Origin of the sequence: Curtobacterium sp. CFBP9011, from assembly GCF_034045095.1 — a bacterium.
In the GTDB taxonomy this organism is placed as follows: Bacteria; Actinomycetota; Actinomycetes; order Actinomycetales; family Microbacteriaceae; genus Curtobacterium.
Map to the genome: position 1 here is coordinate 264,286 of NZ_JAXCWN010000001.1, position 13,565 is coordinate 277,850.

Here is a 13,565-nt window from a genome sequence, read left to right on the forward strand (position 1 = left end):
GAACCGATCGACGGAGCACCATGCCTGACATCACGAGCGAGCAGGTCGCACACCTGGCGAACCTCGCACGTATCGCACTCACGCCCGACGAGATCGAGAAGATGACCGAGGAGCTGTCACTCATCGTCGACAGCGTCGCCAAGGTCACCGAGGTCGCGACCCCGGACGTCCCCGCGACGAGCCACCCGGTCCCGCTCGAGAACGTGTCCCGCCCCGACGTGGTCGGCGAGACGCTGACCCAGGAGCAGGCGCTCTCCGGCGCCCCCGACTCGGACGGCGAACGCTTCCGGGTGACCGCGATCCTCGGCGAAGAACAGTAGGCGGAAGAACAGTGACCCACGACATCACCACGCTGAGCGCTGCCGCGCTCGCCGACGCCCTGGTGGCCCGCGACGTCTCGAGCGTCGAGGCCACGCAGGCCCACCTCGACCGGATCGCCGCCGTCGACGGGGACGTGCACGCGTTCCTGCACATCAACCAGAACGCGATCGCCGCCGCGAAGGCCATCGACTCCCGCCGCGCGGCCGGGGAGGACCTCGGCCCGCTCGCCGGTGTGCCGATCGCCGTCAAGGACGTCCTGTGCACGCAGGACATGCCGACCACCTCGGGCTCGAAGATCCTCGAAGGCTGGGTGCCGCCCTACGACGCCACCCCGGTCGCCAAGCTCCGCCGTGCCGGCCTGGTGCCGCTCGGCAAGACCAACATGGACGAGTTCGCGATGGGCTCGTCGACCGAGTTCTCGGCGTACGGTCCGACGCACAACCCGTGGGACCTCGACCGGATCCCCGGCGGGTCCGGCGGTGGCTCGGCCGCCGCGGTCGCCGCGTTCGAAGCCCCGCTCGCGCTCGGCTCGGACACCGGTGGGTCGATCCGCCAGCCGGGTGCCGTCACGGGCACCGTCGGCGTGAAGCCGACCTACGGTGGCGTCAGCCGCTACGGGGCGATCGCGCTGGCGTCGAGCCTCGACCAGATCGGACCCGTGTCCCGGACCGTCCTCGACGCCGCGCTGCTGCACGACGTCATCGGCGGGCACGACCCGAAGGACTCCACCTCGCTGCGACAGGAGTGGCCCTCGTTCGCCGCTGCCGCGCGGGACGGTCTGCAGGCTGACTCCCTCAAGGGCGTCCGGATCGGCGTCGTCAAGGAGCTCGCCGGGGGCGATGGCTTCCAGGCCGGCGTCACCCAGCGTTTCCAGGAGACGGTCGCGCTGCTCGAGTCCGCCGGAGCGGTCGTCGTCGAGATCGACGCCCCGTCGTTCGCCTACGCGATCAGCGCCTACTACCTGATCCTGCCGGCGGAAGCGTCGTCGAACCTCGCGAAGTTCGACTCGGTCCGCTTCGGCCTGCGCGTCACGCCGGACAACGGTGCCACGGTCGAGGACGTGATGGCGGCCACGCGTGAAGCCGGCTTCGGCCCCGAGGTCAAGCGGCGCATCATCCTCGGCACGTACGCGCTGAGCGCCGGGTACTACGACGCCTACTACGGCAGCGCGCAGAAGGTCCGCACGCTCGTGCAGCGCGACTTCACCGCCGCGTTCGAGCAGGTCGACCTGCTCATCAGCCCGTCGGCGCCGACCACCGCGTTCAAGATCGGTGAGCGCATCGACGACCCGCTCGCGATGTACCTCAACGACCTCACCACGATCCCCGCGAACCTGGCGGGTGTGCCCGGCATGAGCATCCCGAACGGCCTGGCGCCCGAGGACTCCCTGCCGACCGGTGTGCAGCTGATGGCTCCGCAGCGCGAGGACGCCCGGCTCTACCGGGTCGGCGCCGCACTCGAGCGTCTGCTCGAGCAGCAGTGGGGTGCCCCGCTGATCTCACGGATCCCGAACCTGGACGCCGCACAGCAGTCCGCCGCAGAGGAAGGTGTCATCTGATGGCCAAGGACGCACTCATGGACTTCGACGAGGCGATCGAGCGGTTCGAGCCGGTGCTCGGCTTCGAGGTGCACGTCGAACTCGCGACGGCCACCAAGATGTTCTCGGACGCGCCGAACTTCTTCGGCGGCGAGCCCAACACCAACGTGACGCCGGTCGACCTCGGGCTGCCCGGGTCCCTGCCGGTCGTCAACGAGCAGGCCGTGCGCTACTCGATCCAGCTCGGGCTCGCGCTCGGCTGCTCGATCGCCGAGAGCTCGCGGTTCGCGCGGAAGAACTACTTCTACCCGGACAACCCGAAGAACTACCAGATCTCGCAGTTCGACGAGCCGATCGCCTTCGAGGGCGAGGTCGAGGTCGAACTCGCCGACGGCACGATCTTCCAGGTGCCGATCGAGCGTGCCCACATGGAAGAGGACGCGGGCAAGCTGACGCACGTCGGCGGTGCCACCGGCCGCATCCAGGGTGCGGAGTACTCGCTCGTCGACTACAACCGGGCCGGTGTCCCGCTGGTCGAGATCGTCACGAAGCCGATCGTCGGTGCCAAGGAGCGCGCTCCCGAGCTCGGTGCCGCGTACGTGCAGGTCATCCGTGACCTGGTCCGCGCGCTCGGCGTCTCCGAGGCCCGCATGGAGCGTGGCAACCTGCGCTGCGACGCGAACATCTCGCTGCGTCCGTGGGGCCAGGAGAAGCTCGGCACCCGCACCGAGACGAAGAACGTCAACTCGTTCCGCGCCGTCGAGCGTGCCATCCGCTACGAGATCCAGCGCCAGGCCGCGATCCTCGCCGACGGCGGGACGATCACTCAGGAGACCCGGCACTGGCACGAGGACACCGGCCGCACCTCGGCCGGACGTCCCAAGTCGGACGCCGACGACTACCGGTACTTCCCGGAGCCCGACCTGCTGCCCGTCGTCCCCGACCCGGCACTCATCGAAGAGCTCCGCGCGAGCCTGCCCGAGGCACCGGTGGCCCGCCGCCGTCGCCTCAAGGGCGAGTGGGGCTTCGCCGACCTCGAGTTCCAGGACGTCCTCAACGGCGGACTCCTCGACGAGGTCCAGGCGACGATCGACGCCGGTGCCGGCCCGCAGGCCGCCCGCAAGTGGTGGACGGGCGAGATCAGCCGTGTCGCGAACGCGCAGGACGCCGCGCCCGGTGACCTCGTGTCGCCGCAGCACGTGGCCGAGGTCATCGCGCTCGTCGAGTCCGGCGACCTGACCGACCGACTCGCACGCCAGGTCCTCGAGGGCGTCATCGCCGGCGAGGGCTCGCCGGCGCAGGTCGTCGAGTCCCGTGGGCTCAAGGTCGTCTCGGACGACTCGGCCCTGACCGCGGCCGTCGACGAAGCCCTCGCCGGGCAGCCGGACGTGCTGCAGAAGATCCGCGACGGCAAGGTCCAGGCGGCTGGCGCGATCATCGGCTCGGTCATGAAGGCGATGAAGGGCCAGGCGGACGCTGCACGTGTGCGCGAGCTGGTCCTGGAGCGCGCGCAGCAGCAGTAGGACCGAACACGACCCTGCGCGACCCAGCGCTGGACGTGCATGACGGGAGGCTCGTGGCGAGATCGCCACGGGCCTCCCGTCCATCCTGGGGACACGTCAGCGATCCGGTGACAGGATGGAGCGTGTCAGCAACGATCCGAGCCATCGGTACCGCCGTCCCGCGGACCACCCTCGGGCAGGCGTCGGTCCGTGACCTGTTCGCCGCCCAACCCGGCCTCGGGAGGCTCGCCTCGCGGCTCGTCCCCGCCGCCTTCAACGCCTCCGAGGTCGAACACCGCCACAGTGTCCTGCCGGAGTTGGACTCCGCCGCCGGACCCGGCACGTTCCGCGACGCCGACGGTGTCCTCACCTCGCCGAGCACCGGCACCCGGAACGACCGGTTCCGCGAGCTCGCTCCGCCCCTCTTCGTCGGTGCCGCGCGGGACGCCCTCGAGCGTGCCGCCGTCGACCCGGCGACCGTCACCCACGTCGTGACCGTGTCCTGCACCGGCTTCACCCAGCCCGGCCCGGACCTGGCGATCGTCGAGGAACTCGGGCTGCCGCGGAACGTCTTCCGCCAGCACGTCGGGTTCATGGGGTGCTTCGCCGCCTTCCCGGCGCTCCGGATCGCCGACGCGTTCGTCGGTGCCGACCCGCGCGCGGTCGTCCTGGTCGTCTGCGCCGAACTCTGCACGCTGCACGTGCGGAACTCCGAGGACCCGGACCAGATCGTCGCGAACAGCGTCTTCGGCGACGGGGCCGCAGCGGCGGTCGTGACGGCGGACGGCCCCGGCCTCCGCCTCGACGCCTTCACCACCATGGTCCTGCCCGAGGGCGCGAGCGAGATGGCCTGGAACATCGGCGACGAGGGCTTCGAGATGGTGCTGAGCACGCAGGTGCCGAAGCTCATCGGCGTGCACGCGGCCGAGGCCGTCGCGCCGCTCCTCGACCCGCGCGGGTGGACGCCGGACGACGTGCCGGTGTGGGCCGTGCACCCCGGCGGACGGGCGATCCTCGACCGGACCCAGGACGCTCTGCACCTGCCGGACAGTGCGTTGACGGCGAGCCGCGCGGTCCTCCGCGACCACGGCAACATGTCGAGTGCGACGGTGCTGTTCGTCCTCCGGGAGGCCCTCGAGGCACGTCCCGCAGACGGCACGCCCGTCGTCGCACTGGCCTTCGGGCCGGGGCTGACCGTCGAGGCGGCGTCCCTGACGGTCGTCGGGAGCACGGTCGCGGCGGCGGACGCCAGTGGCGAGCCCGCCGTGGTCGACGCAGAAGGCGCGGTCCTCCCCGTCGGGGCCGGGGCGTGACCGGGCCGATCGACCTGTCCACCCGCGCCGTCGACCTGCGCGAGCTGATGGACGACCCGGACTGCGACCCCGCCACGCTCGACCGGACGTTCCGACGCTTCGCGCTGGTGAACGCCGCGGTGTCCGGCTGGCGGTCGGTCTGGCGCACCCACGTCGTGCCGGCACTGCCAGCGGCCGGACGCGCCCGCGTGCTCGACCTCGGTTGCGGTGGCGGTGACCTCGCCCGGTCGTTGGTGCGGTGGGCACGGAGCGACGGGTTCGACCTCGAGGTCGTCGGCGTCGACCCGGACCCGCGCGCGATCGCGGCGGCCGAGCGGCAGACGACGGCCGGTGTGACCTTCCGGACGCAGTCCAGCGGCGACCTGGTCGCGGCGGGGGAGCGGTTCGACGTCGTCGTGTCGAACCACGTGCTGCACCACCTCGACGACACCGAGCGTGGCGCGTTCCTCCGGGACTCGGCGGAGCTCGCCGTCGGCCGCAGTGTGCACTCCGACATCCGACGTTCGGTGTCCGCTTACCGGTTGTACGCGATCGGGGCGTCGTTCGTGTCGGCCGGCACCTTCATCCGCGAGGACGGCCTCCGCTCCATCCGCCGGAGCTTCACGGTCCCCGAGCTGGCCGCGGCCCTGCCGTCGGGCTGGCGTGCCGAGCCCGCGTCCCCGCACCGCGTCCTCGCCGTCCGCGGCTGACCCTCCGCGGCTGACCCTCCGCGGCCCTTCCGCGAAACGCAACGTGGGCGGCACCACGCAACGGAGTACCGGTGCGCAGGACCGCCCACGTTGCGTGTTGCGAGGGGCTAGGGGCGCAGGAGCACCTTGATGGCGCGACGCTCGTCCATCGCGGCGTACGCCTCCGGGGCCTGGTCGAGGGGCAGCTCGAGGTCGAACACCTTGCCCGGGTCGATCGCCCGCGACAGCACGTCGGGCAGCAGCTCCTCGATGTACGCGCGTGCCGGGGCCATGCCGCCCCCGACCGTGATGTTCTTCGCGAACAGGAACGGCATCGGCAGCTCCGGGTCACCCGCGGGGACGCCCACGTAGCCGACCGCACCGCCGGCGCGGACGACGCGGAGCGCCTGGTCCATGCTCTCCGCGGTGCCGACGGCCTCGAGCGCACAGTCGGCGAGGTCGCCGCCGAGCAGCTCGCGCACTGCGGCTACACCCTCGTCACCGCGGGCCTCGACGACGTCGGTCGCGCCGAACTCGCGCGCCAGCGCCTGACGGTCGGCGTGCCGGCTCATCGCGATGATCCGCTCGGCACCGAGGCGCTTCGCCGCCAGGACCGCGGACAGCCCGACCGCCCCGTCGCCGACCACGACGACGGTCTTGCCCGGCCCGACCTCGGCCGAGACGGCCGCGTGGTGTCCGGTGGAGAACACGTCCGACAGGGTCAGGAGCGACGGCACCAGGTCGTCGTCGACCGGACCCGGCACGACCACCAGGCTGGCGGCGGCGTCCGGCACGCGGACGTACTCGGCCTGGGCACCGCCGAGCGGGTGGCCGTACGCGTCCGGCGTGACGCCGAACGTGGAGCCGTGGTCGCAGCCGCTCGTCATGCCGTGGGCGCAGGCCTGGCAGGTGCCGTCGTTGGTGGTGAAGGGGGCGATGACGAAGTCGCCGACGTGCAGGTCGGTCACGCCGTCGCCGACCTGGTCGACGACACCGACGAACTCGTGGCCGATTGCACGCGGTTCGGCTGTGTCGCGGACGCCGCGGTAGGGCCAGAGGTCCGAGCCGCAGACGCAGGCGGCGACGACACGGACGACGGCGTCGGACGGGGTGAGGATCGTGGGGGCGTCGCGCTCCTCGACACGGATGTCGCGGGGGGCGTGGATGACTGTTGCGCGCACGGGGTGTGCCTTCCGTCGGGATGAGGGGGGACCGGCCGGTCGACGTTGTCCGGACGCCCGTCGACAGTACGCTCGTGCGGGTGGACGAGGACCGGTACGGCAGTGACGTGCTCTCGGGCGACTGGCGCTCGCGGGGTGTGCAGAAGGTGCGGCAGGTGCCGCTCGAGCGCGACATGGTGCTCGAGGACCCGGACTCCGGCTGGGCCGGCGCCGTGGTCGGGCTCGAGGCGGGCAACGTCTCGCTCGAGGACTGGAAGGGCCGCGTCCGCGCCTTCCCCTTCGTCGGCCAGTTCCTGCTCGAGGGCGAACTCGTCACCCTGAGCCGCCCGCAGGCTCCGGTCGGTCGGTCCGCCGCGGCCGCCCCGCCGGCTCGGTCCACTGCCACGGCCGGGAGGCCCGGTGCGGCCCCGGCGGTCCGGCACGCCTCCGACGGTGGTCGCCTCCGCACCGCGTCCGGGTCGTTCGCCGTCGAGCAGCAGCGCGCCCGGGTGGCCCTGCCGAGCCGGATCATGGTCGAGGGCAAGCACGACGCCGAACTCGTCGAGAAGGTGTGGGGTGCCGACCTCCGAGTGGAGGGCGTCGTCGTCGAGGAGCTGTCCGGCGTCGACAACCTGGCTGACGTGCTCGACGACTTCCGGCCGACCCGGGAGCGCCGCGTCGGCGTCCTGGTGGACCACCTCGTGCCGGGCTCGAAGGAGTCCCGTTTCGCCGACGCCGTGATGCGCGGGAAGTGGGGCGCGCACGTCCTCGTCGTCGGGCACCCGTTCGTCGACGTCTGGCAGTCGGTGAAGCCGGCGCGCGTCGGACTGCAGGCGTGGCCGACGATCCCGCGGTCGATCGAGTGGAAGGCCGGCATCTGCCAGGCGCTCGGGTGGCCGCACGCCGAGCAGGCCGACATCGCCCGGGCGTGGCAGCGGATCCTCGGGCAGGTGCGGACCTTCGCCGACCTCGAACCGCAGCTGCTCGGCCGTGTCGAGGAGCTGATCGACTTCGTGACCGAGCCGGCCTGACGGCCGCGCCCCGCGCCTCCCGGCCGCCCTGCCCGCCCGTCCCCGCCGCGCCGAGCCTCGGCCAGGCGGACAGGATCCGTCCCACTTCCGCCGAGTTCTGTCCGCTGCCCCGAGCCGCGGGCCGGATCCCGGGCGCGCCGCCTACGCTTGCAGGATGGACGGCATCGACGGACGCGTGCGGAACGCCGTCGACGTCTGGCTGCGCTGGCTGCCCCGCTGGCAGATCGGCACCGCCCGACCTCGCACCCGGATCTGCCGGCGCTGCACCGGTTCGCCGATCGCCGCGGCGGCCGGGTTCGGACCGGACGTGCCGCACCCCGTGCAGCACGCGCTGATCGGCCGGATGTCCGCCATCGTCGAGGACGCCGTCGACGACTACACCGCCAAGAACCTGCCGCTGCTGCAGCGTGAGCTCGAGCGGGCCGCGGCACGCAAGCGACGCTCGGGGTACCAGCCGGCCGAGGGGCTGTCGCCGGAGTTCCAGGGCCTGGACATCGACCCGCAGCCGGAGCCCGGGGAGCCGTTCCTGTTCACCCTCGGCGAGCTGGCGGGCACCGGAGCGGACGCCCAGGAGCCCCGCGAGCCGTTGTCGGACGAGGCGAAGGCCGCGCTCCGCCACGAGATCGAACTGTCCGACGAGGCCGCGCGGTCGACCGGCACGGCGGTGTGCCTGGCGCTGCTCGACCACCGGGAGCGCATCGCCGAAGCGGTCGAGCGGCTCGTCGAACCCCAGATCGCCGCGCTGGTGTCGGACATGTTCCGCGGGCTCGACGGTCCCGACGAGGGTCCGCGCGGCGGCCTCTTCTAGCGGACGGGCCGAGCAGCCTCCGGAGCCGTCACAGGGGGAGGCCGTCGGTCACGCCACGAGCAGCGCCGGAACGCCGAACCAGAGCGCTGCCGGAACCACCAGGACGAGGATCGCGCTGATGCCGATCACCGCGTCCGTGGACGCCGTCGGCCATCCGCTCCGCGCGACCAGTCCGAGGACGAGCGAAGCGACGACGGCACACCACGGGCCCAGCGCGAGGACCAGGACCACGGGCCACAGGACGAGGGAAGCGCCTGTCCCGGTTGCGAGGACGGGGAGCCACATGACCAGCCACAGGATGAGCAGGACCCCGGCCGCCGATGACAGGAGGGCCGTGGCCACCACGAGCGGAACGGGGCGGCGGCGGCGGTGGTCGGCGGGCGTGGACACGCTCGGTCCCTACCGGGAGGAGCGTTCGGCGGCAGACGCACTGCGCGTCTCGGACCGCCGAGGCGACCGGACCCGCAGCACCAGGCGGGCGAGGAGCCGCCAGCCGACCAGGAACACGCCGAGCACGATCGTCGCCACGATGAGGAACGAGATCGGCAGCGGGTTGCCGTCGACGACCCCCTGCCCGGTCGCGACCCGGATCGCCATGCCGACGAACACGGTCAGGATCCACGCCACGACGCCCGTCGGCCAGATCGCGAGCGGCCGCGACCACGCCCCGGAGGTCACGTAGGCGATGGCCCAGCCGGCCAGGAACGGGTACGCGGTCGTCCACAGGCCGAGCGGCGCGAACGCCTCGCCGTGCGACGAGCGTCCGATGACGGCGAACGCCACGATGAGCACGACGTCGATGACGGCCGCGAGCCAACCCCAGGTACGAGTCTCCACACCCCCATCCTCGCAGGCTCCGGCGGTGGTGCCCGTGGTCACCGCGGTAGGAGCGTCCGCCCCCGGACGACCGTGCCTCGCAGCGGGCGGTGTTCTACGGCGCTGGTCGGGTCGTCGATGCGGGCGACGACGAGGTCGATGGCCTCGCGGCCGATGCGCTCGATGGGCTGCGCGAAGGTCGTGAACCCGATCCAGTCGTCGACGAGGGGACGGACCCCGTCGAAGCCGGTCACCGAGACGTCCTGCGGCACGCGGACGCCCCGGCGGGCGAGGGCCCCGCACAGGTCGAGCATGAGCCGGTCGGTCGGGCACATCACCGCGGTGGCTCCCGACTCGCGCATGACGTCGACGACGTCGGCGGCCAGGTCCTCGGGCGGCCGCACGAAGCTCGCGTCGATGTCGATGACCCGGGTACCGCGTGCTCGGAGTCGCTCGACCATCGCTCGCGACCGGGCGTGCTGGGTGATCGCGTCGCCGATCGGCACGGTGAGCACGACGACCGCGGTGTGCCCGGCGTCGGCGACGATGTCCGCGATGACCGCGCCGCCGTCGACCTCGTCGCAGTAGACGCTGGACAGCGCCGGGTGCAGCTCCGGACGGCCGGCGACCACCGTGGCGATGCGCGGGGCGAAGTCGGCGATGTCGGCCGCGGGCATCAGGCCGCTGCAGACCACGAGTCCGTCGACGCGCATCGAGACCAGGGCGGCGAGCGCGGACTTCTCGTCCTCGACCCGGCCGACGCCGGTGGTCGTGACGACGCGGTACCCGAGCTCGGAGGCCCGGCGCTCCATCACGGCGTGCAGTGCGGTGTAGACCATCGACGACGCGTCGCGCATGAGCATGCCGATCGTGTGCGTCCGTCCGCTGACCAGTCCTCGTGCCATGGCGTTGGCGACGTAGCCGAGTTCGGCGGCGGCCCGCTCGACCCGTTCGCGGGTCTCGTCGGAGAACCGTCCGGAGCCGGACAGGACCCTGCTGACCGCCGACTTCGAGACGCCGGCGCGGGCGGCGACGTCGAGGATCGTCGGCTGTGCGCCCCGGCCGCCGTTCACGCCGCCGCCACTGCGGGCGCAGCTGCCGCCGCCACTGCCGGCGCGGCTGCTGCCGCCACTGCCGGCGCGGCTGCTGCCGTCACGGCGGCCGTCGCCAGCGTCGTCGGCAGGGAGAGGAGGACCATCTGGCCATCCTCGCAGCAGCCCGGGCCGGAAGCCCACCGACCCCTCGGCCACGACTCGGCAGCCCGCTGCCCGGAGTTCACCTCCCGGCGACGAGCGCGGTACCTGGAGTTCACCCGACCGCACCACACTCGACCCCGGTGCGGGAACGTTCCCACACCTCCTTCCCCCGAAGTACTGCCCCCACGAACCAGGGAGACCTCCGACGTGAAGACCCGAGTCCTCGCCGGCGTCGCCATCGCGGCCGCCGCATCCATCGCACTCTCCGGCTGCGTCCAGAGCGCGAACGCCTCGAACGGCGCCGAAGCCACCCCGGGCTCGACGAGCCTGAACGTGTTCATCAGCGGCGACACGAACGTCCAGGACCTCTGGGACAAGTCGCTCATCCCCGCCTTCGAGCGGATGCACCCGAAGATCACCGTCCACACCAGCATCGACCTGCACGGGGAGCACGACGCGCAGACCCAGGCGAACCTCGCAACGGCGGTCAAGGCGCACAAGACGCTGCCCTACGACCTGGTCGACGCCGGCTTCGTCACCACGGCGGGCAAGGCCGGCCTGATGGCGAAGACCGACGCCCGCGGGATCCCGAACCTGGCCCACGTCCCCGCGGCCACCAGAGAGCAGGGCGGCGACCGGGCGATCCCGTACCGCGCCTCCAGCGTGCTGCTCGCGTACGACACGAAGAAGGTCACGAACCCGCCGAAGACCCTCGACGACCTGCTCGCCTGGATCAAGTCCAACCCGGGCCAGTTCGCCTACAACTCGCCGTCCTCCGGCGGCTCGGGCGGCGCGTTCGTGATGACGGTGCTGGCCAAGTACCTGTCGAAGTCCGAGCAGACCCAGATGCAGACGACGTACGACAAGTCGCTCGAGTCGAAGTGGGACGCGGGCTTCGCCGCGCTCAAGGACCTCGGCCCGTCGACGTACCAGAAGGGCGTCTACCCGAACGGCAACGACCAGGTGCTGCAGATGCTCGGCTCGGGCCAGATCCAGATGGCCCCGGTCTGGAGCGACCAGTTCATCACCGCGCAGAAGGCCGGCACCATCGGCAAGGACGTCGCGTTCACGCAGATCTCCGACCCGTCGTTCACGGGCAGCGCGAGCTACCTCGGCATCCCGGCGACCGAGCCGGCGGCCAAGAAGCAGGCCGCCGAGGAACTCGCCGACTTCGTCCTGTCGTCCCAGGGGCAGCAGCTCGTCGCGAAGGCCGTGTCCGGCTACCCGGTCGTCCCGCTCAGCTCGCTGCCGTCGAGCGTCGCCGAGCAGTTCTCGAAGGCCGACCCGTCGAAGCTCCGTCTCGGCTTCCAGAGCGCGTTCCAGGCCGACATGAACGCGGCGTGGGACGCGAAGGTCCCGCAGTGACCCAGACCGTCCCGAACGGCCCGGCGCTCGACCGGGAGGCCCGTGGCGACACCGCCACGGGCCTCCCGGCCGTCCCGTCTCCAGCCCAGGGCCCCCGTCGGCCGACCGGCCGACCCACCACCCAGGAGCGTCTGGCGCGCCGCCGGCGCGTCCAGGGCCTCGCGCTGGTCACCGCACCGGTGCTGGTCGTCGTCCTGTTCGTCGGCGTACCGGTGGTCAACGCGGCGCTGTTCAGCCTCGGGTTCACCGGCGGCCTGAACCAGGCGCTCGCCGACATCGGCCAGGACACCGTCAACGGGTTCTCGTTCGCGGTCTACGGCACGCTGCTCGGCAACCCGACGTTCCTCCGCGACCTCGCGGCCACGATCGGGGTCACGCTCGCGTCGACCGGGCTGACGATCGCACTCGCGGTGGTCGTCGCCGTGATCCTCCGGCTGCGCGGCGGGTTCCTCGGCCGGACGCTCAGCGTGCTCGCCGTCGTCCCGATCTTCGTGCCGGTGGTGATCGCCAGCTGGTCGATCCTGACCTTCACCGACGCGCAGGGGTTCCTGCGGAGCGCCGGTGCCCAGGTCGGCATCGACGTGCCGGTGTGGGGGTACACGCTCGTCGCGGTCGTGTTCGGCAGCGTCTGGACGAGCCTGCCGTTCGCCGTGCTGATGATCGCCGGGGCGCTGCAGGGCACCCCCGACGCCCTGATCGAGGCCGCACGGGACGCCGGTGCCAGCACGTGGCGCGTCGTCTGGCAGGTGCTGCTGCCGATGGCCGCGACACCGATGGTCATCGCGACGACGTTCACCGTGATCGGTGTGCTCGGGTCGTTCACCGTGCCGTACTTCACCGGCCCGAACGCCCCGACGATGCTCGGCGTCGACATCTCCAAGTACTTCCAGTCGTACAACCGTCCGCAGCAGTCCACGGCCATGGCGTTCATCGTGTTCGCGTTCGCCGCGGCCGCCAGTGTGCTGTACCTGCGGTCGACCGTGCGCTCGAACGCCCGCGAGCTCGGGAAGGGCCCGCGATGATCAAGCGCCTCACCGGCACCGCCCTGGTCTGGGCGACCGCCGTCGTCCTGGCCGTGTTCATCGCCGGCCCCCTGCTGTGGTTGGCCGTCCGGGCCTTCGCCACGAGCTGGACCTACCCGAACCTGCTGCCCGACGGATGGACGCTCACGTGGTGGGGGACCGTGTTCCAGGACCCGTCGCTGGCCGTCGCCGTGCAGAACTCGCTCGTGCTCGCCCCGCTGACGGTCCTCATCGCCGCGGTCGTCTGCCTGCCGGCCGCGTGGGCGATCAGCCGCATCGAGTTCCCCGGGCGTCGCGTGGTGCTGGTCGGGCTGTTCGCCACGAACGCCTTCCCGAAGATGGGGCTGTTCGTCACGATGTCGGCGATGTTCACGGCGTTGAACCTGATGAACACGGTCACGGGCATCCTGATCGTGCACGTGCTCGGCTGCGTGGTGTTCATGACGTGGTTGCCCGCGGCGGCGTTCTCGGCGGTGCCGCGCTCCCTCGAGGAAGCCGCACGTGACGCCGGTGCCGGACGCTGGCGGACGTTCTGGTCCGTGACGTTCCCGATCGCCTGGCCGGGGATCCTCGTCGCGATGGTGATGAGCTTCCTGGCGTCCTTCGACGAGGCCCAGGGCACGTACCTGGTCGGCGCTCCGGCGTACATGACGATGCCGACCGCGATGTACTCGCTCATCCTCAACTCACCACGTCAGGTGTCGGCGGTCTTCGCGATCGCGCTGAGCATCCCGTCCGTGGTGCTGATGACCCTCGCCCGGAAGCACATCATGGGCGGCCGTCTGGCGGACGGGTTCCAGATCCGATGACCACACGCAGCACGAAA

At 71.9% G+C, this 13,565-nt stretch carries 15 protein-coding genes; 10 read left to right on the forward strand and 5 right to left on the reverse strand.

Annotation, left to right across the window (positions count from 1 at the left end):
* Positions 1-20: 20 nt before the first annotated feature.
* The 5 genes from gatC to SOM35_RS01265 all read left to right on the forward strand — a co-directional run bounded on the left by gatC (position 21) and on the right by SOM35_RS01265 (position 5,362).
* Entirely contained in the window at positions 21-320 is a 300-nt protein-coding gene (gene gatC / locus SOM35_RS01245) for an Asp-tRNA(Asn)/Glu-tRNA(Gln) amidotransferase subunit GatC (RefSeq protein WP_111076257.1), read from the forward strand.
* A gap of 11 nt (positions 321-331) precedes the next feature.
* The gene (gene gatA, locus SOM35_RS01250) at positions 332-1,879 is read left to right on the forward strand and encodes an Asp-tRNA(Asn)/Glu-tRNA(Gln) amidotransferase subunit GatA (protein WP_320514057.1); all 1,548 of its coding nucleotides are present in this window, start codon (positions 332-334) and stop codon (positions 1,877-1,879) included.
* Entirely contained in the window at positions 1,879-3,381 is a 1,503-nt protein-coding gene (gene gatB / locus SOM35_RS01255; protein ID WP_320514059.1) for an Asp-tRNA(Asn)/Glu-tRNA(Gln) amidotransferase subunit GatB, read from the forward strand. The genes gatA and gatB overlap by 1 nt, the downstream gene beginning before the upstream one ends.
* A gap of 122 nt (positions 3,382-3,503) precedes the next feature.
* A complete protein-coding gene (locus SOM35_RS01260) occupies positions 3,504-4,673 on the forward strand; it encodes a type III polyketide synthase (RefSeq protein ID WP_320514060.1) in 1,170 nt (389 codons plus the stop codon).
* A complete protein-coding gene (locus SOM35_RS01265) occupies positions 4,670-5,362 on the forward strand; it encodes a methyltransferase domain-containing protein (RefSeq protein ID WP_320514061.1) in 693 nt (230 codons plus the stop codon). The genes SOM35_RS01260 and SOM35_RS01265 overlap by 4 nt, the downstream gene beginning before the upstream one ends.
* Positions 5,363-5,469: 107 nt before the next feature.
* On the opposite strand, the gene SOM35_RS01270 is transcribed toward SOM35_RS01265, so the two are convergent.
* Positions 5,470-6,522 carry a zinc-binding dehydrogenase gene (locus tag SOM35_RS01270; protein WP_320514062.1) on the reverse strand — a complete coding sequence of 351 codons (1,053 nt, stop codon included), beginning with the start codon at positions 6,520-6,522 and terminating at the stop codon, positions 5,470-5,472.
* Positions 6,523-6,602: 80 nt separating this feature from the next.
* Between SOM35_RS01270 and SOM35_RS01275 the strand changes: the two genes are divergently transcribed.
* Positions 6,603-7,532 (forward strand): DUF3097 domain-containing protein, encoded by a 930-nt coding sequence (locus tag SOM35_RS01275; RefSeq protein WP_253467839.1) that lies wholly within the window; start codon positions 6,603-6,605, stop codon positions 7,530-7,532.
* Positions 7,533-7,686: 154 nt separating this feature from the next.
* Positions 7,687-8,340 carry a spermidine/putrescine ABC transporter substrate-binding protein gene (locus tag SOM35_RS01280; protein ID WP_111076251.1) on the forward strand — a complete coding sequence of 218 codons (654 nt, stop codon included), beginning with the start codon at positions 7,687-7,689 and terminating at the stop codon, positions 8,338-8,340.
* Between the two features lie 48 nt (positions 8,341-8,388).
* Here the strand turns inward: SOM35_RS01280 and SOM35_RS01285 are convergent, their stop codons facing one another.
* Genes SOM35_RS01285 through SOM35_RS01300 form a run of 4 tightly spaced genes read right to left on the reverse strand, consistent with a single transcriptional unit; the run spans position 8,389 to position 10,354 of the window.
* Entirely contained in the window at positions 8,389-8,730 is a 342-nt protein-coding gene (locus SOM35_RS01285) for a hypothetical protein (RefSeq protein ID WP_320514063.1), read from the reverse strand.
* A 9-nt stretch (positions 8,731-8,739) separates the two neighbouring features.
* Entirely contained in the window at positions 8,740-9,177 is a 438-nt protein-coding gene (locus SOM35_RS01290) for a DUF3054 domain-containing protein (protein WP_320514064.1), read from the reverse strand.
* Positions 9,178-9,215: 38 nt separating this feature from the next.
* Positions 9,216-10,229: a LacI family DNA-binding transcriptional regulator gene (locus tag SOM35_RS01295; protein WP_320514065.1), complete on the reverse strand. Its 1,014-nt coding sequence runs from the start codon at positions 10,227-10,229 to the stop codon at positions 9,216-9,218.
* Positions 10,226-10,354, reverse strand: a complete 129-nt coding sequence (locus SOM35_RS01300; RefSeq protein WP_320514066.1) for a hypothetical protein — start codon at positions 10,352-10,354, stop codon at positions 10,226-10,228. The genes SOM35_RS01295 and SOM35_RS01300 overlap by 4 nt, the downstream gene beginning before the upstream one ends.
* 205 nt (positions 10,355-10,559) lie before the next feature.
* On the opposite strand from SOM35_RS01300, the gene SOM35_RS01305 reads away from it, so the two are divergent.
* Genes SOM35_RS01305 through SOM35_RS01315 form a run of 3 tightly spaced genes read left to right on the forward strand, consistent with a single transcriptional unit; the run spans position 10,560 to position 13,548 of the window.
* A complete protein-coding gene (locus tag SOM35_RS01305; protein ID WP_320514068.1) occupies positions 10,560-11,717 on the forward strand; it encodes an extracellular solute-binding protein in 1,158 nt (385 codons plus the stop codon).
* The gene (locus SOM35_RS01310; RefSeq protein WP_320514069.1) at positions 11,714-12,739 is read left to right on the forward strand and encodes an ABC transporter permease; all 1,026 of its coding nucleotides are present in this window, start codon (positions 11,714-11,716) and stop codon (positions 12,737-12,739) included. The genes SOM35_RS01305 and SOM35_RS01310 overlap by 4 nt, the downstream gene beginning before the upstream one ends.
* A complete protein-coding gene (locus tag SOM35_RS01315) occupies positions 12,736-13,548 on the forward strand; it encodes an ABC transporter permease (RefSeq protein ID WP_320514071.1) in 813 nt (270 codons plus the stop codon). Before SOM35_RS01310 ends, SOM35_RS01315 begins: the two co-directional genes overlap by 4 nt.
* Positions 13,549-13,565: the final 17 nt, after the last annotated feature.

Bases quoted from the DNA above. Each gene is read 5' to 3' on its own strand.
- gatC (WP_111076257.1), top strand. From the start codon at position 21: ATGCCTGACATCACGAGCGAGCAGGTCGCACACCTGGCGAACCTCGCA.
- gatB (WP_320514059.1), top strand. From the start codon at position 1,879: ATGGCCAAGGACGCACTCATGGACTTCGACGAGGCGATCGAGCGGTTC.
- SOM35_RS01280 (WP_111076251.1), top strand. From the start codon at position 7,687: ATGGACGGCATCGACGGACGCGTGCGGAACGCCGTCGACGTCTGGCTG.
- SOM35_RS01300 (WP_320514066.1), bottom strand. From the start codon at position 10,354: ATGGTCCTCCTCTCCCTGCCGACGACGCTGGCGACGGCCGCCGTGACG.
- SOM35_RS01315 (WP_320514071.1), top strand. From the start codon at position 12,736: ATGATCAAGCGCCTCACCGGCACCGCCCTGGTCTGGGCGACCGCCGTC.